This is a genomic window from Candidatus Woesearchaeota archaeon (assembly GCA_016928155.1).
Lineage (GTDB): Archaea > Nanobdellota > Nanobdellia > Woesearchaeales > JAFGLG01 > JAFGLG01.
In genome coordinates, this window is sequence record JAFGLG010000005.1 from 94,964 (window position 1) to 115,607 (window position 20,644).

The following is a 20,644-nucleotide window of genomic DNA, read 5'->3' on the forward strand; positions in this document are numbered from 1 at the left end:
CTAATAAATTTTTATATCACCATAGCTCAGTTGAATCTCTTTGACTGAGCTAAGGTCTTCTATCTCATTGATCCTCAGGAGACCAGGAGATTTTGTATAGAGCAATTCCTCAATATACAATGATCTCTCGACAGCAGGCTGATAATATCCCCACCCAGGCTGGTCACCGGCGAAGCCCTCTGAATGATCCACAAGACCACGCAGCTCAATCTCATCCTTTGTGATATGGAAGACAAATGCCCCGTTATAGCTCTGCTGGCCGTCCCGATAATCCATGCTGTATGCCGGGATCACCATCAGCTCCTTCTCCTTGGAGAAGAGGAATGCCTTGTGCTCCCAAAGGGCAGTTGAGTCAGCATAATCTGATTCAGTCACATACTTGGCGATCTCCTCCGGGTTCTCCACATCAGACACATCAAACAACGAGACCTTGAGGCCTGCCTGCCTGCCATCATCAGTATCCTTGCCGATGCCGATTATGGTATCCTCATCATAAGGATGCAGATATCTGGAGAAACCAGGTATCTTAAGCTTCCCAAGCTCAGTGATATCAGTCGGATCGCTCAGATCAATGACAAAGAAAGGATCAATCTGCTTGAAAGTCACCATATAAAGCCTGTCACCCATGAACCTTGTGGAGAAGATGCTCTCATCCTCTGCAAGGCCTTCAAGCTCTCCGATTATGCCAAGATCCATATCCAGAGCATAAACATTGTTTGAAGACAAGGATCGCTCACCTTCAAATCTTGACCACCTTGGGCTCAGGGTTGTCGCAATCCTGAACACACCATCATATTCATCCATGGAGAACTGATTGAGCACTCTTCCAGGGACCTTGCCATTGGCTTCAGGATCGATATCAAGGCCATCCACCTCAATCCTGTTGATGACAGTGTACTCAAAATACTTTATCTCCTCAAGCCTCTGCTCCAATAATCCCTCAGCCCTCTCCTCAAACGTCTCCTGCTCGTCCTCGTCAAGGGTAACGATCACAGACTCATACACCTGATATATCTTCGCCTCTTTCTCAAGCCTTGAAAGCACAGCATTGTCTGTCTGCTTTATCTTAGAGATGAGATCCCTGTGCTTCTCTGCAAGATGAGGCTCAAGCAGCTCCATGACTATGCCCTTCTGGATATCATACTCATTGACATATTCGCCATAAGTCACATAGATATTATTCCCTGACATATAGAGTTCCTGGGAGCCTTCGACAGCCACTGAAACAGAATCCATATCACCTGAGCCAAGCTCGAGGGCATGTATATTGACAAACATCGGATAATTGTAAGGGATGTTGAAATAATGGACATGCCCAATCGGGACAGATCTCACCACATCATCCTCAATTATCAAAGGAGTCGGCATCTCAAGCCTGTACTCTGGCTGTGAAGTGGTAAGCATATAGACAAAGCCATCGCTCATCCTGCCCCTGAAATAATTGCCTTCAAACTTATACTTCCTGATCGGCTCAGGATCGCTCCTGTCGCTGATGTCATAGACATCAAAGAAGGTCATGCCCTGCCTCGGCACAATATCTATCTTCTTATAATAATCATTGTCATAATAATTCCCGAACACAGCAAGATAATCCCCATCAACAAAAAGGGACTCTATCTGCTGATCAAACCTGATTGTCGATATTATCTCAGCATCCTCGCCAGGATAAGCCCTGATAATGAACAATGTCTGTCCGGTGACAGTGTAGATGTAATTGCCGTCAGTCTTGATTATATCCGCCTCATCAACACCCTGGACCTGGACATTTGTCCCGGAATAATCAAGGCCATCATAATCTGCGCCTGCAGCTGGCGCAGACTCAGCCATGTCCATAGCAGGCATCGGCTCTGAGAGTCTTTCTATAGAGGCACCCTGCATCTTGACAGAAGAGCCATAGCCCAGATTTGCGCCTGAGTTATCCTTAATGAAGCTGAGAAGCTGGTCTTCAGTATCGAATGTGAGTGTCTTCACCTCTGCGCCATAATCAAACTTAAGCTCATCATAAGTGCCCGCACCATACCTGTAAACCACCTTGTCCGGAGGAGGTGTGGTCTGCTGGCAAGCTGCTAAAAAAACAATGCTGAACAATGCAATGACCGCGATTATCTTTCTCATAAGTATCACCCTTTTTCTAATAAATATACACTTGGATATATAGTTTGTTTTGATTTTGGTCCGGATTGAAGCTATACATAATATCCAATAACAAAAATCGCACTAATCCCCAACCTGAAGGTTGGGGTATTTTATCGTGCGATTCCCTCAAAAATCTTTGATTTTTGGGGCCCTAAAATTGCTTTGCAATTTTATGGTTTGGAATTGAAAATGACGCCCTGAAGGGCGTGGTATTAAACCCCTGAAAATGACAGGCGTCATTTTCAATAATCCAATAATCAATATTGATAATAAGTATGATTGACAGTCATGATAATCTTGTGTTGTTCAATTACAATAATAATAAGTGTAATAAATAGTATTTTCATTCATATATGCACTTATAAATGTAATGCTTTTCGTCACCTATGCCAGATGCCAAATCTTTATAATGAATCCTGACCGCACCCATATAAATTGGCAATACTATACCAACGGAAAGGATATGCAGGGATAGATGAAAAGAACCATGGCTCTTTCCCTGAAATATATGTCGCTGTCTTCTCGATGAATCCTGGATTCCTAAAACAATTCAAAGGCCTATCCAAGAGCCACAATCCCAATCCTGACATCAGCGAATACCTGAAGCCAGACAAGGCATTCAGGTATATCGTACTGACAAAGGAACAGAAAGAAGCTATGGGGTACACAAAAGCTAAGATAATGGTGGTCGCTGAACTCATACGAAGCCTAAGCCCGCTGGAGATTGCAGCCATCGACGGATGCATCCCGAGAGAGCCTATGAGGATGCTGAAATGGCTGACAGGACCTCAGAGGCCGAGTGAGATCAGGTCCGGCAAGAAGTTCGACAAGAGATACCCGCTTGTGAACGATGCACATCATGCTGCCCACATCCTATACAAATACGAGACAGACGAACTCTATGCTCGAAACAGGGATACCTGCAGAGAATTCATGATAACCCCCAATCTTGATGCATATATACATCTTTATGATGAGATGAGGAAAAAATTCCCCCATGGCATAACAGACATAAATGATCCGACACCCCAGAAATTTCTCGATGCTGCATAATCTTTAAATACATCTCTCCAACAGCAATAGCATGGCACAGATAAATGGTGTTAAGCACATAATCTTTGACTGGGACGGCGTGATCGCTGACTCATTCGAGCACCAGCACAAGTTCTTCAAGGCAGCATGCAAGAAATTCGGAAAAACATACAATATCAAGACAATCGACGAGCTCAGGGAATATTACAAAGAACCATTCAGACTCATGTATGAGGATTGGGGATTTGACCTTGACAACAAGGAAGAGCTTGATGCGCTCACTGGATATTTCAGGAAGTTCAATGACAGCAACCATGTAAAACTGTTCCCGAATATGCCAAGCATACTGAAGGAACTGCATGAAAAAGGGTTCAGCCTGAACATCGTCTCATCCAACAGGGAGTTCGTGGTCCATAAATGGATGAAAGAGCATCATGTCGACAAATATTTCACGCATGTCATAACATATGACAGGAGAACAGCCCATAGGGAGAAGCCGGCACCTGACCTCATATTGCTGTGCATCGAAAAGCTTGGAGCAAGAAAAGAGGAATGTGCCTATATCGGCGACCAAAGGTTTGATATCCAGGCAGCCAGGCATGCCGGCATAAGGAGCATAGCTGTGACATGGGGCTATGGACATGTGACAAAGCTCATCGCAGAGAATCCAGACCACACAGTCAACAAGCCAGAAGAGCTGCTGGAATTATTCATGCATCCATAGAATCAATCTTCTTCTTCAGGCCCTCAGTGTCCTTGAGAATCAGAAGACCCTTGATGTCCCCCTCATAGAAGGATCTCTTTGTCCTGAAATTCACCTGGAACAGCATGAGATCCTTGGGGGTGATGCCAGAGACCTCCTTGATGAAATGCTCGACGCTGGGCGCTTTTGATATGACAATCTTCACAGGATGATGCTTGATCCCCATCTTAAGGAAGGAATTCAATGAATCCAGATATGCCATAGTCGATACCTCCGATAGCTGGACAAGCTCTTCCTCATCCTTTGGAGTCAGATAATCGATATGGGAGTCCTTGGAGATGATCCCCGAGATCATCAAAGCGCTTTTGAAAGGGAAGAGAAGCATGAAGAAGCCATTAAAACCATTATCATAGACAGCAGTATAGCTTATCACCACTTCCTCCTCTGCAAATATGATATCCCTTATCTCATCAAATGTCTGGAACCTAGCAAATATCACATCAAGATCTATTGGGTCGCTGATTGTCCTCTCCTTGAAATAGGCAGAGAGAGCTGTTGCCAGATTGCCGGCGCCTACATTCACCACCTCTGACAGTGGATCACGGTATCTCTTGTCCATCCTAATCCAACACCTCAACCCATCCTCACATAAACCACATCCCATCAACAATGCAACATCAACCGCATTATGCCTAAAACAGGGACATGACATCCAGTATCATGCATATCCTCCCATCACCAAGTATTGTCGCACCGGCAATCCCCTTCACATCCTTCAGGACCCTGCCCATGCTCTTGATGAGGATCTCCTGCTCATTGAATATCGAATCAGCCAATAAGGCCACAGGCCTCTCATCCTTCTCCACAATAACAGCAATATGACGACCTGGACCAGGGCCGCCTCTGATGCCGAAAAAATCATCAAGCCTGAGAACAGGGACCTGACGTTTGTTATGGATAATAACTTCCTGCATCTGGATAGACCTGATGGCGCCCTGTTCTATATGGAATGTTTTCTGTACATTCGTCAATGGTATGGCAAAGACGTGATCCCTGACATTGACAAGCAGCGCTTTTATTATAGCAAGAGTCAATGGAATATGCAGCCTTATAGATGTGCCTTCACCAGGCTTTGAAGCCAGTTTCACAAAACCTCCATAAGAGCTGACCTTCGACTGCACAACATCCATGCCTACACCTCTTCCTGATACAGATGTCACTTTCTCTGCAGTCGAGACACCCTGCCTGAACACGAGCCTCTGTGATTCCTGAGGGCTCAGCTTTTCAGCCTCCTGCATTGAGATGATGCCCTTCCTGACAGCAGCCTCCCTGACCTTGACAGGATCTATCCCCCTTCCGTCATCAATCAGCTCAATGGTTGCAGAATCCCTGCCCCTGCTGGCGATGATCCTGATGGTCCCTGCAGGATTCTTTCCTGCTTTCTGCCTCTCCTCAGCCGATTCGATGCCATGATCTATCGCATTCCTCAGCATGTGCATCATCGGATCACCTATCTCCTCAAATACAGTGCGGTCTATCTCAATATCCTCCCCCTCAATGATGAGATTCACATTCTTCCCTGCCTGGTTCGCCAGATCACGCACGACCCTTGGCAGTTTTGAGAACATCTGCTTTAGGGGAAGCATCCTCTCATCCATCACCTCATCCTGTATCTCACGCACAATCAGGTCAAGACTATTCGCGAGCTCGACAAGCTCCTTATTCCCTGCCCGTTCAGATATCTGCCTCAGCCTTATATTGCTGATTATCAGTTCTCCCACAAGATTCAGGAGATGATCGAGCTTCTTGATGTCAATCCTGATGGATCTTGAAGGCCGGGCAAACACCTGCGGAGCCTCTGCCTGAAGCAGATCAGGATTCATCTCCTCATCCCACCCGATGACAAAGAATTTTGAAGTCTCTGTTATGCCTGACAGGACACTGCTGATCGAGTCTTCATGACCGGCAGTCACCGCTATTATCAGCTCGAAGAAATTGAAGCTGTCCTCAGCCATACTATCGAATTTCGGGTTGACTGCCAGGACCTCGCCCACCCTTTCCAGGTCCCTCTTTATTATCATGCTCTTCGCTTTCTTGAAATTGCAGGCCTTCTTGAACAGGATCACGGCCCTAAGGCATCTTAATCCTTCAACCAGCCTCTTCCTTATCTGCGCCTTTGCGGGCGCTGCCAGCGGGAATCTCGTCTGCACCTCCTGCTTTTCAGAGACAATATCCTTATCCCCTGAGAGATTCGCCAGCTCCCGGTCCATCTCATCAGTGGAGAGCTCGTGCTCGCGGTCATCCCTGATCAGGTCGATCCCTGCATCAAGGAGATCCACTGCCCGGAAAAGCGCATCAATGACCTCTGGCGTGGCCTTCAGCTCCTTTGACCTTATCTTGCCGAGAAGATTCTCAGCAGAATGCGCCAGCGCGGAATACCTCTTGTAAGACAGGGCAGCAGAATTCCCCTTCAGGGTATGACAGAAACGGAATATCTCATTGATATAATCAAGATTTCCAGGCTCCCTCTCCAGGTTGATGAGCAGGGTGTTTATCTTCGTTATCTGGTCCTTGGCCTCACTCAGGAATTCATCCTTGTATGCAGCAACCTCCTGCATGCCGCACCTCACTTGTCATTTGCGGCGACGATATTCTTTATCTCATCTGCCCTGAAAGGTTTAGTGATGAAATCCCTCGCCCCAGCCTCTATAGCCTCATTGATTATCTTCTCCTGGCCCACAGAGGTGCACATGACAACAACGGCATCCTTCCTTATCTTCATGATCTCCCTCAGGGCCTCAATGCCGTTCTTCTTGGGCATCATGATATCCATGAATACAAGTCCAGGCTCATTATCCCTGAACATCTTGACAGCCTCATCACCGTCAGAAGCCTCCAGTATCTCCTTCACGCTTGTCTCCTTCAGGATGTTCTTTATCATGCTCCTCATGAAATTAGAGTCATCCACAACCAATACCCTCAATGCCATCTAAGCACCTCCTTTGATTATCCTGTCCAGAACCTTCACCATATCATCCCTGCCCTGTACCTTCCTGATGCTCTCGACTACCCTGCCATGATCCTTGATGCCTGAAAACTCATGCTCAATCCAGTTGGCGAAATCATTCTTCTCCTGGTTGAGGTATCTCCTGAAATCTTCGTCAGTTATCTGGAGCAGGTGCTTCCTCAGATGGACAAGATTCTTTATCCTCATACCATCCAGCCAGAAAGGATTCTCAGGGATGTGGAATTTTGCCAGCCCCTCAGGTCTTTCTCCCTCTGCATCCCCCTGCTTCTTCACCGGCACAGGAGCCTTGTCCTGCACCTCCTTGCCGAGCTCCAGGTCCTTGACCATCTGCATAAGATCCACGAGTATTATCATCCTGTCCTCTGCAATGCTTACGCCTTCAAGGTATTTCACATTAATCCTCTTTGCTATGACCGGCGGAGGAGGCGCTACAGACGACTCGTCTATCTGGACAATCTCCTCGACAGCATCCACCATTATGCCGACGATCTCATTCGGCTCAACCTCAACTATGAGTATCCTCGATTTCTCCCCTTCATCAGGGAAATTGAAGACTCTCGCAAGATCGATGACAGGACATATTGTGCCCTTAAGATTCATTATCCCGGAGACATAGCTCTTGACATTAGGCACCCTTGTCAGGCCTGAGCTCTGGACAACCTCCTTCAGGTCGCTGATATCCGCTCCGAACTCCTCATCCAGTATCCTGAATACCAGAACTTTCCTGAACCTGACCTCAGGTATCTCATCCTCAATATCCTTCAGATAGGACTGCACCATTTTACAGATTTATCCTGAACCTATTTGTCATATCCTTGAGCTCATTGATGGCCTTCGCCAGCTCCTGCGCAGACTTCGCCACCTCCCTTATCTCAGAAGCCTGCTCCTCTGCTGAAGCTGAGACCTCCTCAGTCGAGCCCGCGCTGTCCTCGGAAATCTTGGCGATCTTGTCCACTGAGACCTCGATGCTCTTGATGGCATCCACCTGCTTCTCGATTGCGCTTGAGATATCCTTAACCTCATGGGAGGCATCCTGCACCATAGAAGAAATAGATTCCAGCAATGTAAGTGTGTTTCGGACGCCCTCAGCACCCTTCTCGACTTCCTTTGAACTGACATTCATGCTGTTGACCGCATCATCAGCGCTGCCCTGGACCTCAGAGATCAGGCTGTTTATCTGGCCAGTGGCTCTGCTCGACTCCTCAGCGAGCTTCCTTATCTGGTCAGCGACGACAGCAAATCCCTTGCCGGCCTCCCCTGCCCTCGCTGCCTCAATCGCAGCATTCAATGAAAGCAGATTGGTCTGCTCTGCGATCTTATTTATGAGATCTATGATCCTGCCAATCTTCTGGGTCTTGTCATTCAGGCCCCCGATGACCTCAGAGCTGTTCCTCACAGCAGAGATGATATCATTCATCCTCGTCACAGAATCCTTGGCTGTGATGGCACCTGACCTCGCTGTCTCATTTGCCTTGGTAGAGGATGACACCGCAATCCTCGCAGAATCAGTCACAGCAGAAGACAATGCCGCTATGTTCCTCACGAACTGGGATGTCTCAGCAATCCTGTTGCTCTGCACCTCAGCACCCTCTGCAATGAAATGAATGGCCTTGAGGATGTCATCGGTGTTCTTGTTGACCTGTTCGCTGGATTTCGTGAGCTTGACAGAGTTCTCAGAGACAAGCCTGGAGCTGGAATGGATCTGCTTTACAAGCTCCTTGAGATTCTCTACCATGATATTGAAGGAAAATGCAACATCAGTTATCATGTTGTACTTATCTATGATTATGCTCTCGCTCAGCTCGAAAGTCAAGTCGCCCTTCGCTACACGGCTCATATCCTTCACAAGATCCTTGAGCTGCTTATCGATTATGTTGGACAAGTAGATGGCGATAGCTATACCCACTATTATCCCTATGAAGATGTCAAGAGTCAGGAGGACCCATGTATCAGTTGTCAGGTCACTGAGCCTTGTGATGTTCGAGATGACAAAAATGTAAGCCAATGTCATGAAGAATATGATGAGCAGAACACCGGCAACCAATGTCTGCTTCAGTCCTTTCAGCCTAATAATTGCCATTAATCATCCTCTTTTTTAGTCCCTGACTTCCAGTCTTCTAACCCCTTTAAAAGTACATTAATAATATATTATATAAAGATTAATATTCACTTTAGAGTACTAAAGATTGCCATGAAAGATTGCCATGACCAACATCCACGATTCCAGAGGCTTTTTCTCATTCAAGCATATCACGCAGCTTCTGCTTCCATTTATCAAGAAGATTGGGCTCATTTGTGACAGCATGCCTTATTATCTCCTTGTCATCGGCTTTCTCATCATAGTAATGCTGCATTGTGCGCAGAAAAAGGTCTATCTCATTCACTGCACCATAGACCTGGTGCTGTTCAGCAGCATCCATCGTATCCCTCTGCTTCTCAAGCAGGTCAACAAGATTCGATCTCCTCTTCTCAAAAATCCTAATTAGTTCTTTCATGAAGGGTCACATCATGATCCTGATCCTTTGTCCTGTAATTATCTATGAGCTCGATTATTATGGAATTATAGCTGTCATTCTTAGAAACAAAATCAAGCCTGTCCAGCATCTCTTTTGTCTGGCGCTTGATACGTATTGAAGTATCAGTCAAGTCAGTGACTATCATCTCTTTCTCAATATTAACCACCCCCAGCCCAAAAACACCTCTTTTCCGCAGATAATAGAGTGAGTGCTCAGTATGCAATCACTATGGGGTATGCTTTGCATACAAGTCTTTATAAATGTTTTGATTTGAAATCATGATAACCAGATCAGCAAATCCTGCAACCAATCCAGCAACCAATCCAGCAATCAATCCAGTTTACAGTGTATCGGCCTGCCCTTCTTCTCATCATATATGCTGCCATCCTCAAAGACAAGATTGCCATTCACAAAGGTCTTGACCGGCCATCCCTGAAGCTCCCTTCCCTCAAAAGGGGACCAGCCGCACTTGGTGAAGAGATCATCATTCTTAATACGCTTCTTCATCTTCATGTCAACAAGCACAAGATCTGCGTCATAGCCCTCCTTGATCCTCGCCTTCCCTATCATCCTGTACCTCAGTGCAGCATTCAGCGATGTTATATTGATCAGCCTGGACAAGGAGAGAGCTGTCTTATTCACCTCATTGAGAAGAAGAGGGAGAGAGGTCTCGACACCTGGCACGCCGCCAGGAGCCTTCCAATAATCCTCATGCTTCTCTTTCAGGGAATGTGGTGCATGGTCTGATGCTACAAAACAGTTATTGCCTGTCTTCAATGCATCCCAAAGAGCCTGCCTGTCAGCATCATATCTGAGAGGAGGATTCATCTTCGCGCAATTTCCCAGCCTCTTGTAGTCCTTGATCGTCATGAAAAGATGATGAGGGGTGGCTTCCCAGCTCAAGGGAAACCTCTTGTCCCGGATCACCTGCAGCTCATCGCTCGTCGAGAGATGGCAGATATGCAGCTCAGACCTCGTGGCCCTTGCAGTCTCGATGGCGCGCATCACAGCCTGGACAGCAACCTGATGGCTCCTTATCTTTGAATGGATTGAGGGATCATGCTCGCCCCTGAAATGGGCCATGTTCTTCTCTATAAGCCTCTCATCCTCGGCATGCACAGCTATTATCTTCCTTGAGGCGCTGAAGACCTGCTTCAGGATGAGAGCATCATCAATGAAAAGCTCTCCTGTAGTGGATCCCATGAACACCTTGAGAGCAGGGGAGAAACTCACATCATTGGCAAGCCTTATCTCCTCAAGATTATTGAGAGCAGCACCGAAATGAAGGCCGAAATTGACAATGGATTTCTTGGCCATCCTAAGCTTCTGCATCAGCTTCCCCTTAGTTATTGTCGGAGGCACAGTGTTCGGCATATCGCAGACTGTTGTCACGCCGCCGGCTGCTGCAGCACACGAGCCTGTGTAGAAATCCTCCTTATTGGTCAGGCCGGGCTCCCTGAAATGGACATGAGGATCAATCATGCCGGGCAGCAGGATATTATTGTTGCCATCGACAACCTCATCGCCTTCCAGAGGGTGCTTTGAGATGATGTCAATCTTATCAGAGAAAGAGAGATTCACAGGCTCCAGCCTCCCATTGAGAAGCATCCTCACATTTTTCAGTATCATATCAGAATCTCACCAAATTCCCGGCAGCATCACGACGGTACTCGCCGAATTCCTTCACCTTCTTCAGCTTTTCCTGATCAAGCACAGGCCCTTCCTTGCACATCCTGAACCCTGAATCATCGACGCAGCACTGGCCGCAGACGCCGAAACCGCATTTCATATAGCGCTCCAGAGACACCTCGACAGGGATCCCATAACGCTCGCACAGAGTGACCACAGACTTCATCATCTTCTCCGGACCGACAGCAAACACCTTATCAGGGCTCCTCTCCTGGATCCTTCTCTCCAGAAGTTCAGTGCAGAAGCCATGGTGGCCGCATGAGCCGTCGTCAGTAGCAGGGAGATAATTCACACCTCCTGATCCCAGCCTCTCTCTGAAAAGAAGCTTGCTCTCATCACGGGCACCGATAACAAAATCTACCTCAAGACCCCTCTTCTTTGCCTCTTCTGCAAGGAAAGCCAGGGGAGCAGCGCCATAACCTCCTGCCACGCAGATTATCAACTCACCTTCAAGACTGAAGCTTGAGCCATAAGGCCCCCTTATCCCCAGAATATCCCCGACCTCCAGGGCATGCATCCTGGATGACCAAGGGCCCACTGAACGCACAGTTACTGCAAAAGAAGCCTCATCCTGATAAGAGACACCGACCGGCTTCTCATCAACACCCGGAAGCCAGACCATGAGGAACTGGCCGGGAGATGCCTCGATATGATGACGGAAATAAAATGTCTTGACCCCTTCAGCCTCCTCGACTATCCTGCTTATCCTCAATGAGACAGGCTTATTCATGAGCACCACCCACAAGCTGATTCACGTCTGAATAACCATTCTTCTGCATGAAATCCTTAAGCTCCCCGACAGAAGTCCTGAAAACATCAACCCCCCTGTACCAGACAGCAGACCCTATGCCCACTGCATTCGCGCCTGCAAGAAGCATCTCGACAATATCATTGCCGGAAGATATCCCGCCCACACCGATTATGGGCACATCAACAACCTTCCTTATGTCATAGACGCAGCGCACTGCAATCGGTTTGATAGCCGGACCTGACAAGCCTCCCACAATGTTCGCAAGAACAGGCTTCCTTGAGACAGGATCTATCAGCATGCCTGGGCCCACAGTGTTTATTGCTGTTATGCCATCAGCCCCTCCGGCGACAGCAGCGATAGCAGCGTTCTTTATGTCAGGGACATTAGGGCTCAGCTTCACAAATACAGGGCAATGCACATTATCCTTGACAATCTGGGTGACCTTCTGCAAGGCCACGAGATCCATGCAGAACATCCTGCCGAATTCAGACTCGACATTAGGGCAGGAAACATTCACCTCGACCATGTGGGGGCCTGCTTCGCCGATTATCCTGGCAACCTCACCATACTCATCAACAGTCCTCCCGAATATCGATGCAAATACCGGGACAGAGCATCGCGCCCTGGCCTCGACAATCTCACCTGCACCTGCACGGGCGCCAGGATTCGACAGGCCGACTGCATTTATGATGCCCGCAGGGAATTCAATAACTGTAGGATTAGGATGCCCTTTCCTCGGTTCAAGGCCTATGGATTTAGTGGTCAGGGCGCCAGCGCCGTTCTGCTCGCAGAACTTCAGAGATGAAGGAGTCACGCCCATTATCCCAGAGGCCAGTACAGTCGGGTTTTCCAGTTCAATATTATGCAGCTTAACTGAAACATCTATTCTCGCCACCCCCTTGATGAAATCACGAAAATAAAATCATTAACTGATCAAATGATAAAAATAAAATTATCAAATGATTAAAGGATACAAATAGTAAAAATTAAAAAAAATCCCAAAACTCAATGCCTGCCCATGCAGCAACAGACACCTGTAAGATTCAGCAAGAGCAGTATTGCAGCAGCGATGGTTATGGCCCAATGGGTCCAAGCGCCGCTCATCCAAGTGAAGATTATCACAAGCAATGCAAGAACTGCTGAGCAATAACACGGCCCTCTTGAGCAAGCGCATGCTGACGCAGCAGATACAGCCGGTGCTGTCTTTTTAGCTTTGGTTGTCTTTTTCTTTGCCATGATCCCACCTCTCCAATCCAAATTCCTTATCGACTTTCGATGCATACTCCAAGACCCTCTCCTTGACTGTGGACAGGAGATATGTCTCGATCCTGGTCGCAAAAATATTGCTCAGTGAATCAAATTCAGTGATGCGATAATTGTTCTTGACCTTCTCAACAAGATGCATCTCTCGCAGCCTCTTGATCTGTCTCCTGATATTCGATGACGCAGTGCCATTGACTGAGAGATTATTATGCTTCCTGAGCCCTATCACCTTATCCCGTATCTCTTCAGAACCCATAAGGACCTTATCCCTCCCACTGCTGAGGATCACATAGACCACATCAACAACAATATCCCTGGAATCACCAGGCTGGAGAAGACCGAAAGAGAGGCAGAGCTTCCTGACAAGCTCCCTGTCAGTCAGGTCAAAAGGCCTCTCATACCTTCTCAAAGTAATTTCAGAAATAGGAGCATCCTTGCTTCTCTTAGTGATTTTGCTGACACCCATTTTCCCAACCCTTTTTCTAAAAACTTTTAAGCGTTTTTGTATATAAATGTATTGATTCCCAGCCAAAATATTTAAAAGGCAAACCTTCCGGAGCCATGGTTGAGGTGGTTTGATGATCAAAGTGAACCTTTTGATATTAGACATATTAAAGCCCCACCAGCCAAATATCCTGGAATTCGGGAAGGAGATAATCAACAGCATGGAAGGGGTCTCCATAAACCTGCGAGTGGTCGAGATAGATGAGAAGACAGAATCTGTTGAGCTTGTAGCGGTCGGAGACATTGATTTTGAAGAGCTCAAGAAGCACATAGAATCCCTCGGAGCAAGCATCCACAGCATCGATGAAGTCTCTGTCGGCAGAGAGATGATCAATTCTCAGAAGTACCTCAATGTAGGAAAATGAATCCCAGCTCATACCTGAAGCTCACAAAGAGCCATGAGATAGCAAGAAGATATTTTGTCACGAACGGATTCGACGGCACAATATCAATACTCGGCATACTTGCCGGCAGCTTCTTCGCAGGCATGAGGGATCCGAGACTGGTGCTGGTTGCAGGGCTGAGCGTTGCCCTCGCACTCGGCATATCCGGCTTCGCCAGCACCTACCTCAGCGAGGATGCAGAGAAGAAATCAGAGCTCAGGAAGATAGAGAGAGCCATGCTCAAGAAGCTGAGGAAGACAAACCAGGGCAAGGCTGCAAGATGGAGCGCGATCTTCACATCTTTCATCAGCGGGATATCACCTCTTGCACTGTCGATGCTGATACTCCTTCCTTTCATATTGCATGATCTTGTCGGCAGCATAACAACAATGTACTACCTGTCATTCACGCTTGTATTCCTTGTCCTTTCCGGACTTGGCTATTATGTCGGGAGGATAAGCAAGGACGGGGTGCTGAAATATATGATAAGGACCCTTCTTGTCGGCGGGCTGACTGCAGTGCTGCTCTACTTTGTCGGCGGGTTTTTCTAGAGCGGTTCTGCATGCAGATAAAATTCTGAAGATTTCACAACCCTGACATCAATGAACATCCCAATCATATTCTCCTGGCTATTCTTTTGGATCATAACCTTTTGGATCATATCCTTCTGTATTATTATCTGCTTGTAAGCAAAGTTCCTTGCTATCCAAGTGTTGTTCTTGCCATGGCCTTCAACCAACACCCTTCCCTGCCAGCCGAGCCACTTCCTGTTCTCCTCTCCTGATATCCTGTGATGGATCTCACGCATCATCCTGCTCCTCTGCACACGCTTCCTATCAGATACAGGCTCCAGGGCTTCAGCTTCAGTGCCAGGCCTCAGCCAGAATTTTGAGATATGCATCACAGCGGGCCGGGTCCCCTCTACAAGGCTGATTGTATCCTGGAACTGCTGATCTGTTTCAGTCGGGAAACCGCAGATAATGTCAGTCGAGAAGGTCATGCCCGGAATCACTCTCTTGAATTCATTAATAATCCTCTTGTAATCTCCAACTGTGTATCTCCTTCTCATCGCTCTCAGGACAAAATCACTGCCGGATTGTATTGGACAATGCAGGAACTTGAAAATCTTCTCTCCCTTGAAAGCCCTGATAAGCTCCGGGAGGAATTGCATAAAATTATTGGGATTGCCCATACCAACCCTTACCATGAAGTCGCCTTCCAGATCGTTGATGTCATTGATGAGATCCGGAAGAAAATATTTTTCTGGGCGTCTGTCAAATCCATAGCAGCCTGTATCCTGGCTTGTGAGCCAGATCTCCCTGACACCTTCATTGATTGCCTGCTCTGCCTGCCGGATTATATCTTCCTTCTGGTAAGAATGAAGAATGCCACGCGCCTGCTTTGTCTTGCAGTATGAACATGAGTCAATGCAGCCTGCATTGATCGGGATTATCTCAATAATATTGTTATTCCTCATCTTCGGCAGATTGAGCCTCTGCGAGTGGACCCTGTCCAGCATTCTCACATTGCTGCCGTCAAGAGTCTGTGTGACAGCATCCACTACCCTATCAATCTGATAAGTCCCTATGCAAGAATGGCTACCTGCGGCACCTGGATCAGACTGCGGGATGCAGCCAGCAACAATGACCACTTTTCCTTCCTTCTCCAGCTCTTCCAGCTTTTTCCTGAAGAATGATTCAGTCGGGCCCTTTACTGTGCAGGTGTTGAATATGATGATGTCTGCATCTCTCTCATCACCGATGATCTCGTGATCAGCCTCCCTGAGCAGGCCCATCATCACCTCAGAATCTGAATGATTCATGCTGCAGCCCTGGGTTATGAAATGGATTTTTGCCATCTTGTATGTGATTTTAGAATCATTTTTATTTTCTTCTATCCACAATATTTATAAGTACTGACCCCATAATTCAAACAAGAGGTGAAATATTTGAACCTGATACTGTTCTTGGCTGGCGTATTCCTCCTGACATTCCTTGTGGGAAGGTTTCTCGAAAGGATAAGAATACCTTGGATATTCTCTTCTCTTCTCATAGGTCTCGCATTAGCTGCATATAACCCTTTCTCAGACATTACATCTTCATCATCATTCCTGTTCCTGGCAGAGCTAGGCATGTACTTCCTGTTGTTCATAATAGGCTTTGAACTGGAGATAAAGAATATCCTGAAGCAGGGAAGCTTCATATTCAAGACAACAGCGGCCATCATTGTCTTTGAGACGATTGTCGGAGCTGTACTCGTGCACTATATCTTCAGAACTCCCTGGATGATTGCAATACTTGTGGCCTCATCATTCGCAACAGTGGGAGAGGCAGTGCTCCTCCCAATATTGGATGAGTTCAAGCTGACAAAGACCAAGCTCGGGCAGGCCATTCTCGGCATAGGAGTGCTGGATGACATTGTGGAGATAGCTACAATAATCGTTGCAGCCATACTTGTCGGAAGATCGGTGGGGCATACCCACCTGACCATATGGGGAGACCTTTTCCTGCTTGGCTTGCTTTTTGGAGTAGTCTTCCTGTTGATAAGATACCACAAAAAACTGCCTTCATTCAAATTCAAGGATATTCCCTCATTCTTCCTCTTCATAATATTCTTCATCTTCCTTTTCATAGGAGTGGGGGCATTTGTCGAATCAGCTGCACTCGGTGCCCTGCTTGCCGGCATTGCATTGAGAAACATCGTGCCTAGAGAGAAGCTTAAATTCATAGATTCAGAGATAAGGACCATGTCTTATGGTTTCTTCGCACCAATATTCTTCGTGTGGGTCGGTCTCGATACAGATGTAGGTTATATACTGAAGTTTCCTTTGCTGATAGTGCTCCTAGTGCTGATGACAAACATGACCAAGATATTGGCCAGTTATTTCACAGGCAAGGCTGTCCTTGGCAAGAGAAAATCAATCATCCTGGGAATTGCCCTGACTGTAAAATTCAGCACAAGCATTGTCATCATCAAGTTCCTCTTCGACAGAGGATTGATACATTCTGAGCTTTATTCTGTCCTTATCGGCACCACAATAGCATTCAAATTCGTAGTGCCTATGCTCATGTCTTATCTTATCACCAAGTGGAAGATAGGGCCGAAGGCTTCTTGAAATCAGCAAGATTTATTAAGTAGAATCACCAGTAGCCTAAGAATGATTATCCAGCCAATAACTGCGGTGCTCATCTGCCTCATATCCGCCTATGTTTTCGCGGAATTCTTCAGACTATTGGGTCTGCCAAGGGTTGTAGGCCAAATAAGTGCAGGATTGTTTTTAGGCATAACTTTCAAATTCGTAACATTAAGCCAGCCATCAATAGACACCCTGACATTTCTCTCAGATCTGGGGATAATATTATTATTCTACTATGTGGGACTTGAGACCAACTTCAAGGCATTCTCCAGAAATATCAAGAGATCAATATTAATCTCATTGTTCAATACAACAATACCCTTCTTGACTGGCTTCCTCGTGATGCGATACCTATTTTATTTTGAGATGCTGCCAAGCATAATAATCGGAGTGAGCCTTTCAGTGAGCGCACAGTCAGTATCAATCGATATACTGGAAGAGATGAAGAAACTGAAATCCAAGCTCGGCAATCTTGTGATCAGCATAGGCGCAGTCGATGACATCATTGAACTTATCCTCGTGACATCGTTGCTTTCCATATTCCACTTCTCGATATCGAACCTGACCCTGTCAAGACTCTTGATAGATCTCCTCATATTCCTGTTCATCGTGGTCGCATCAAGGCTATGGTTCATACCACACACACTGAAGTACTTCGATAAGGAAAAATCAAGCACTGCAAGATTCATGGGCTCCATGATAATAGTCCTGCTGATCGCAAGCCTCTCAGAATTCCTGGGTTTCGGGTTGCTGATAGGGGCCATGATAGCCGGAATGATAGTGAGGCAGACAATCTTCAAAGAGGTCAATATACCAAATTGGGAGGAGCATGATATCGCAAAATCGACACATATAATCGCGTTCGGATTCTTGATACCATTGTTCTTCATATGGGTCGGATTCAACACAGACCTCACACTGATACAAGGAAATTTCCATCTAATACTTGCATTTATCCTGATTGCAGTATTAGGTACAGTCGGCGGGACAATAATAGGCACATTGCTTGGCAAGGGATCTTTCAAAGAAGGCCACATGCTCGGATGGGGGCTAAACCCAAAAGGGGATGTTGAGCTTGTCATAGCCACGATAGCGCTGAAAGCCTCTATAATCAGTCCGCAGATATTCACAGCAATAGTCATAATGTCCCTATTCACAACAATAATATCCCCTATCATATTCAAACAACTTGCTGCAAAGTACTAGATCTTTCACAATATTTTTAAAGGGATAATAATCTGACAGAATCAATGAAAGATATTATCGTAGCTAAGAACCTGAGCAAGAGCTTCAAGCATATCAAGGCGGTTGATGATATATCATTCAGCGTGAAGCCCGGAAAGATAGTGGCTTTCCTCGGACCGAACGGAGCCGGCAAGACCACCACAATAAAGATGCTCACCACACTTCTGAATCCGACTTCTGGGACATTAGAGATAGATGGCAATGATCCTGTGACAGAGAAGGATATCGTGAGAAAATCATTCGGGATAGTATTCCAGGACCCAAGCGTGGATGATGAGCTAACAGCATACGAGAACATGGAATTCCATGGAGTGCTGTATGGAGTTCCAAAGAAGGAAAGAGCTGAAAGGATCAAATACCTGCTCTCTATCGTAGACCTCTGGGACAGGAAAGATGATTTTGTGAAGACATTCTCCGGCGGGATGAAAAGGAGGCTTGAGATCGCTCGCGGGCTTATCCATCATCCGAAGATATTATTCCTCGATGAGCCTACATTAGGGCTTGATCCGCAGACAAGAGAGAACATCTGGGAGCATATCCTTGAACTGAACAAGAAAGAAGGCATGACCATCTTCTTCACAACACATTACATGCCTGAGGCAGAGAAGGCAGCTGATGAGATAATCATCATAGACCATGGAAGGATAATGAAGAAAGGATCCCTCCAGAAGCTCAAGAAATCAACAAAATCAAGATCACTGGAAGAGGCTTTCCTGAAGATAACAGGGAAGACGATACGAGAGGACCATGCCTCAAAACTCGACAGGATGAGGCTAGTGAGAAGAATAAGGAGGAGATGATGCAAGTTATCTATATACTCTGGCTCAGGCAGATCAAAAGATACTGGCGTTCAAAGCCAAGGATAATCGGATCACTTGGACAGCCACTGCTTTTCCTTGTAGCACTGGGATTCGGATTCGGGCCGATATACCAGAGAGCAGGAGGAGGGGATTACATACAATTCCTTGCTCCTGGAGTGATAGCGATGAGCATACTGTTCACATCAATGTTCAATGGGATAGAAGTGATCTGGGACAGGCAGTTCGGATTCCTGAAAGAGACTCTTGTTGCACCGATATCAAGAGTGAAGATAATGTTCGGAAGAACATTAGGGGGAGCAACTGTGGCCACAGTGCAGGGCATAATAGTATTCCTCATGAGCATGATTGTCGGTTTCAGGCCAGCCAACTGGATGCATCTCCCGCTGGCTTTCTTATTCATGTTCCTGATAGCCATGCTCTTCACCTCATTAGGCACAGCAATAGCATCAAAGCTCGAGGACATGCACGGCTTCCAGCTAATCATGAACTTCCTGATAATGCCCATATTCTTTCTCTCAGGAGCGCTGTTCCCCTTGGAAGGCCTGCCGAAGGTGATTGACACCATCACGATATTCAACCCATTGACATATGGGGTGGATGCACTGAGATATTCATTTACCGGGGTGGCTCACCTAGGTGTGATAACAGATCTCTCTGTTGTTGGAGGGGTAGCATTAGTCGTCGGCCTGATAGGAGCATACTTGTTCTCGAAGATAGAAATATAAAAAAATCATATTTTTTTCGGCCTGGAGATAATGAATTTCAGCAGAATAAATATGAATATCAGAATTGCAGGAATCCAAGTAAGTGCAACAAAAGGTTCAATTATGAGCTCTTCCAGCAAATGATTAACATGAATATGGAATTTCCATAATACTGCAAATACTAATTCCAGTATTATAAATGCAATGTAAAAAGTAGTCCTCGGATCACTTCTTTGATAATTCATCTCTAATCTGTATATGCAATACAAAGAGGACACCCCAAATATTATTGACAATAGTATCAATAATATGAGTAATACAATATTTGGCGATAGACCTGATAATAGGACAGTAAACGCAGAAATAACAACTATCAGAATTAAGGAAAATACAGAAATATTAAATGCCTTGTCTTTATCCATTGTTTACATCTCAAATATCAAAAATGGGTTAAAAATCATAACCCTAAAAACTTCAACAGCCCATGCACTACAAATGCCGGCCAGACAATCGCCTTCAGGAAACCGAGAACTCCGTTCCAGAAGCCTGTCGCTGTTGAGATATAATATACTGCAGCGCCGATGAAACCAAGACCATAGAATGCGCCAGTGCATCCGTTCATGCTGCACCTGCTGTCTGTTGCACACATATCCATCCCGGGTTTAGTATCCTTTATGGTACCCTTTTTTGCTGCCTTTCTTGCCAATAATATCACCTCAGGAAAGATCATAGA

Annotated in this window: 24 protein-coding genes; 8 read left to right on the forward strand and 16 right to left on the reverse strand. The window is 46.2% G+C overall.

Annotated elements, in window-relative coordinates; genetic code table 11:
- Nucleotides 1-2,115 (reverse strand): beta-propeller domain-containing protein, encoded by a 2,115-nt coding sequence (locus JW968_02205; GenBank protein ID MBN1385770.1) that lies wholly within the window; start codon nucleotides 2,113-2,115, stop codon nucleotides 1-3.
- 456 nt (nucleotides 2,116-2,571) lie between these two features.
- Between JW968_02205 and JW968_02210 the strand changes: the two genes are divergently transcribed.
- Both JW968_02210 and JW968_02215 read left to right on the forward strand, forming a co-directional pair.
- On the forward strand, nucleotides 2,572-3,189 hold the full coding sequence (locus tag JW968_02210; GenBank protein MBN1385771.1) for a hypothetical protein: 618 nt from the start codon (nucleotides 2,572-2,574) through the stop codon (nucleotides 3,187-3,189).
- 31 nt (nucleotides 3,190-3,220) lie between these two features.
- A complete protein-coding gene (locus JW968_02215) occupies nucleotides 3,221-3,892 on the forward strand; it encodes an HAD family hydrolase (protein MBN1385772.1) in 672 nt (223 codons plus the stop codon).
- Here JW968_02215 and JW968_02220 read toward each other — a convergent pair.
- The 12 genes from JW968_02220 to JW968_02275 all read right to left on the reverse strand — a co-directional run bounded on the left by JW968_02220 (nucleotide 3,879) and on the right by JW968_02275 (nucleotide 13,584).
- Nucleotides 3,879-4,490 carry a hypothetical protein gene (locus JW968_02220; GenBank protein MBN1385773.1) on the reverse strand — a complete coding sequence of 204 codons (612 nt, stop codon included), beginning with the start codon at nucleotides 4,488-4,490 and terminating at the stop codon, nucleotides 3,879-3,881. The two genes, JW968_02215 and JW968_02220, sit on opposite strands and share 14 nt — an antisense overlap.
- A gap of 73 nt (nucleotides 4,491-4,563) precedes the next feature.
- Nucleotides 4,564-6,489 (reverse strand): chemotaxis protein CheA, encoded by a 1,926-nt coding sequence (locus JW968_02225; protein ID MBN1385774.1) that lies wholly within the window; start codon nucleotides 6,487-6,489, stop codon nucleotides 4,564-4,566.
- Nucleotides 6,490-6,497: 8 nt separating this feature from the next.
- On the reverse strand, nucleotides 6,498-6,860 hold the full coding sequence (locus JW968_02230; protein MBN1385775.1) for a response regulator: 363 nt from the start codon (nucleotides 6,858-6,860) through the stop codon (nucleotides 6,498-6,500).
- Nucleotides 6,861-7,679 (reverse strand): chemotaxis protein CheW, encoded by an 819-nt coding sequence (locus tag JW968_02235; protein ID MBN1385776.1) that lies wholly within the window; start codon nucleotides 7,677-7,679, stop codon nucleotides 6,861-6,863.
- Nucleotide 7,680: 1 nt separating this feature from the next.
- Nucleotides 7,681-8,979: a methyl-accepting chemotaxis protein gene (locus JW968_02240; protein MBN1385777.1), complete on the reverse strand. Its 1,299-nt coding sequence runs from the start codon at nucleotides 8,977-8,979 to the stop codon at nucleotides 7,681-7,683.
- Nucleotides 8,980-9,136: 157 nt separating this feature from the next.
- Nucleotides 9,137-9,394 (reverse strand): hypothetical protein, encoded by a 258-nt coding sequence (locus JW968_02245; protein MBN1385778.1) that lies wholly within the window; start codon nucleotides 9,392-9,394, stop codon nucleotides 9,137-9,139.
- Nucleotides 9,378-9,581 (reverse strand): hypothetical protein, encoded by a 204-nt coding sequence (locus JW968_02250; protein ID MBN1385779.1) that lies wholly within the window; start codon nucleotides 9,579-9,581, stop codon nucleotides 9,378-9,380. Before JW968_02250 ends, JW968_02245 begins: the two co-directional genes overlap by 17 nt.
- Nucleotides 9,582-9,745: 164 nt before the next feature.
- Nucleotides 9,746-11,044 (reverse strand): dihydroorotase, encoded by a 1,299-nt coding sequence (gene pyrC / locus JW968_02255; protein MBN1385780.1) that lies wholly within the window; start codon nucleotides 11,042-11,044, stop codon nucleotides 9,746-9,748.
- Between the two features lies 1 nt (nucleotide 11,045).
- Nucleotides 11,046-11,834, reverse strand: a complete 789-nt coding sequence (locus JW968_02260; GenBank protein MBN1385781.1) for a dihydroorotate dehydrogenase electron transfer subunit — start codon at nucleotides 11,832-11,834, stop codon at nucleotides 11,046-11,048.
- Nucleotides 11,827-12,723, reverse strand: coding sequence for a dihydroorotate dehydrogenase (locus JW968_02265; protein ID MBN1385782.1), 897 nt, complete (start codon nucleotides 12,721-12,723; stop codon nucleotides 11,827-11,829). Before JW968_02265 ends, JW968_02260 begins: the two co-directional genes overlap by 8 nt.
- A 137-nt stretch (nucleotides 12,724-12,860) precedes the next feature.
- Nucleotides 12,861-13,091 carry a hypothetical protein gene (locus JW968_02270; GenBank protein MBN1385783.1) on the reverse strand — a complete coding sequence of 77 codons (231 nt, stop codon included), beginning with the start codon at nucleotides 13,089-13,091 and terminating at the stop codon, nucleotides 12,861-12,863.
- Nucleotides 13,063-13,584, reverse strand: coding sequence for a hypothetical protein (locus JW968_02275; protein ID MBN1385784.1), 522 nt, complete (start codon nucleotides 13,582-13,584; stop codon nucleotides 13,063-13,065). The genes JW968_02270 and JW968_02275 overlap by 29 nt, the downstream gene beginning before the upstream one ends.
- A 112-nt stretch (nucleotides 13,585-13,696) precedes the next feature.
- Between JW968_02275 and JW968_02280 the strand changes: the two genes are divergently transcribed.
- Both JW968_02280 and JW968_02285 read left to right on the forward strand, forming a co-directional pair.
- The gene (locus tag JW968_02280; GenBank protein MBN1385785.1) at nucleotides 13,697-13,987 is read left to right on the forward strand and encodes a DUF211 domain-containing protein; all 291 of its coding nucleotides are present in this window, start codon (nucleotides 13,697-13,699) and stop codon (nucleotides 13,985-13,987) included.
- Nucleotides 13,984-14,556 carry a VIT1/CCC1 transporter family protein gene (locus JW968_02285; GenBank protein ID MBN1385786.1) on the forward strand — a complete coding sequence of 191 codons (573 nt, stop codon included), beginning with the start codon at nucleotides 13,984-13,986 and terminating at the stop codon, nucleotides 14,554-14,556. Before JW968_02280 ends, JW968_02285 begins: the two co-directional genes overlap by 4 nt.
- Here JW968_02285 and JW968_02290 read toward each other — a convergent pair.
- Complete coding sequence (locus tag JW968_02290; protein MBN1385787.1) at nucleotides 14,553-15,863, reverse strand: tRNA (N(6)-L-threonylcarbamoyladenosine(37)-C(2))-methylthiotransferase; 1,311 nt, start codon at nucleotides 15,861-15,863, stop codon at nucleotides 14,553-14,555. The two genes, JW968_02285 and JW968_02290, sit on opposite strands and share 4 nt — an antisense overlap.
- Nucleotides 15,864-15,944: 81 nt before the next feature.
- Between JW968_02290 and JW968_02295 the strand changes: the two genes are divergently transcribed.
- From JW968_02295 to JW968_02310, 4 genes are read left to right on the forward strand one after another with little or no spacing between them, the layout of a single operon-like run.
- Nucleotides 15,945-17,120 carry a cation:proton antiporter gene (locus JW968_02295; GenBank protein ID MBN1385788.1) on the forward strand — a complete coding sequence of 392 codons (1,176 nt, stop codon included), beginning with the start codon at nucleotides 15,945-15,947 and terminating at the stop codon, nucleotides 17,118-17,120.
- Nucleotides 17,121-17,162: 42 nt separating this feature from the next.
- Entirely contained in the window at nucleotides 17,163-18,347 is a 1,185-nt protein-coding gene (locus JW968_02300) for a cation:proton antiporter (GenBank protein ID MBN1385789.1), read from the forward strand.
- Between the two features lie 44 nt (nucleotides 18,348-18,391).
- Nucleotides 18,392-19,186 carry an ATP-binding cassette domain-containing protein gene (locus JW968_02305; GenBank protein ID MBN1385790.1) on the forward strand — a complete coding sequence of 265 codons (795 nt, stop codon included), beginning with the start codon at nucleotides 18,392-18,394 and terminating at the stop codon, nucleotides 19,184-19,186.
- Nucleotides 19,183-19,932 (forward strand): ABC transporter permease, encoded by a 750-nt coding sequence (locus JW968_02310; GenBank protein MBN1385791.1) that lies wholly within the window; start codon nucleotides 19,183-19,185, stop codon nucleotides 19,930-19,932. The genes JW968_02305 and JW968_02310 overlap by 4 nt, the downstream gene beginning before the upstream one ends.
- Nucleotides 19,933-19,937: 5 nt before the next feature.
- Here JW968_02310 and JW968_02315 read toward each other — a convergent pair whose 3' ends face one another.
- Together JW968_02315 and JW968_02320 are read right to left on the reverse strand one after the other, a co-directional pair.
- Nucleotides 19,938-20,333, reverse strand: coding sequence for a hypothetical protein (locus JW968_02315; protein MBN1385792.1), 396 nt, complete (start codon nucleotides 20,331-20,333; stop codon nucleotides 19,938-19,940).
- 35 nt (nucleotides 20,334-20,368) lie between these two features.
- A complete protein-coding gene (locus JW968_02320; GenBank protein ID MBN1385793.1) occupies nucleotides 20,369-20,617 on the reverse strand; it encodes a hypothetical protein in 249 nt (82 codons plus the stop codon).
- Nucleotides 20,618-20,644 lie beyond the last annotated feature (27 nt).

What these genes read in the sequence shown, in the direction of transcription:
- JW968_02205 (MBN1385770.1), bottom strand. Translation starts at nt 2,115, where the DNA reads ATGAGAAAGATAATCGCGGTCATTGCATTGTTCAGCATTGTTTTTTTA.
- JW968_02215 (MBN1385772.1), top strand. Translation starts at nt 3,221, where the DNA reads ATGGCACAGATAAATGGTGTTAAGCACATAATCTTTGACTGGGACGGC.
- JW968_02220 (MBN1385773.1), bottom strand. Translation starts at nt 4,490, where the DNA reads ATGGACAAGAGATACCGTGATCCACTGTCAGAGGTGGTGAATGTAGGC.
- JW968_02225 (MBN1385774.1), bottom strand. Translation starts at nt 6,489, where the DNA reads ATGCAGGAGGTTGCTGCATACAAGGATGAATTCCTGAGTGAGGCCAAG.
- JW968_02230 (MBN1385775.1), bottom strand. Translation starts at nt 6,860, where the DNA reads ATGGCATTGAGGGTATTGGTTGTGGATGACTCTAATTTCATGAGGAGC.
- JW968_02235 (MBN1385776.1), bottom strand. Translation starts at nt 7,679, where the DNA reads ATGGTGCAGTCCTATCTGAAGGATATTGAGGATGAGATACCTGAGGTC.
- JW968_02240 (MBN1385777.1), bottom strand. Translation starts at nt 8,979, where the DNA reads ATGGCAATTATTAGGCTGAAAGGACTGAAGCAGACATTGGTTGCCGGT.
- JW968_02245 (MBN1385778.1), bottom strand. Translation starts at nt 9,394, where the DNA reads ATGAAAGAACTAATTAGGATTTTTGAGAAGAGGAGATCGAATCTTGTT.
- pyrC (MBN1385780.1), bottom strand. Translation starts at nt 11,044, where the DNA reads ATGATACTGAAAAATGTGAGGATGCTTCTCAATGGGAGGCTGGAGCCT.
- JW968_02260 (MBN1385781.1), bottom strand. Translation starts at nt 11,834, where the DNA reads ATGAATAAGCCTGTCTCATTGAGGATAAGCAGGATAGTCGAGGAGGCT.
- JW968_02270 (MBN1385783.1), bottom strand. Translation starts at nt 13,091, where the DNA reads ATGGCAAAGAAAAAGACAACCAAAGCTAAAAAGACAGCACCGGCTGTA.
- JW968_02275 (MBN1385784.1), bottom strand. Translation starts at nt 13,584, where the DNA reads ATGGGTGTCAGCAAAATCACTAAGAGAAGCAAGGATGCTCCTATTTCT.
- JW968_02280 (MBN1385785.1), top strand. Translation starts at nt 13,697, where the DNA reads ATGATCAAAGTGAACCTTTTGATATTAGACATATTAAAGCCCCACCAG.
- JW968_02285 (MBN1385786.1), top strand. Translation starts at nt 13,984, where the DNA reads ATGAATCCCAGCTCATACCTGAAGCTCACAAAGAGCCATGAGATAGCA.
- JW968_02290 (MBN1385787.1), bottom strand. Translation starts at nt 15,863, where the DNA reads ATGGCAAAAATCCATTTCATAACCCAGGGCTGCAGCATGAATCATTCA.
- JW968_02300 (MBN1385789.1), top strand. Translation starts at nt 17,163, where the DNA reads ATGATTATCCAGCCAATAACTGCGGTGCTCATCTGCCTCATATCCGCC.
- JW968_02305 (MBN1385790.1), top strand. Translation starts at nt 18,392, where the DNA reads ATGAAAGATATTATCGTAGCTAAGAACCTGAGCAAGAGCTTCAAGCAT.
- JW968_02310 (MBN1385791.1), top strand. Translation starts at nt 19,183, where the DNA reads ATGATGCAAGTTATCTATATACTCTGGCTCAGGCAGATCAAAAGATAC.
- JW968_02315 (MBN1385792.1), bottom strand. Translation starts at nt 20,333, where the DNA reads ATGGATAAAGACAAGGCATTTAATATTTCTGTATTTTCCTTAATTCTG.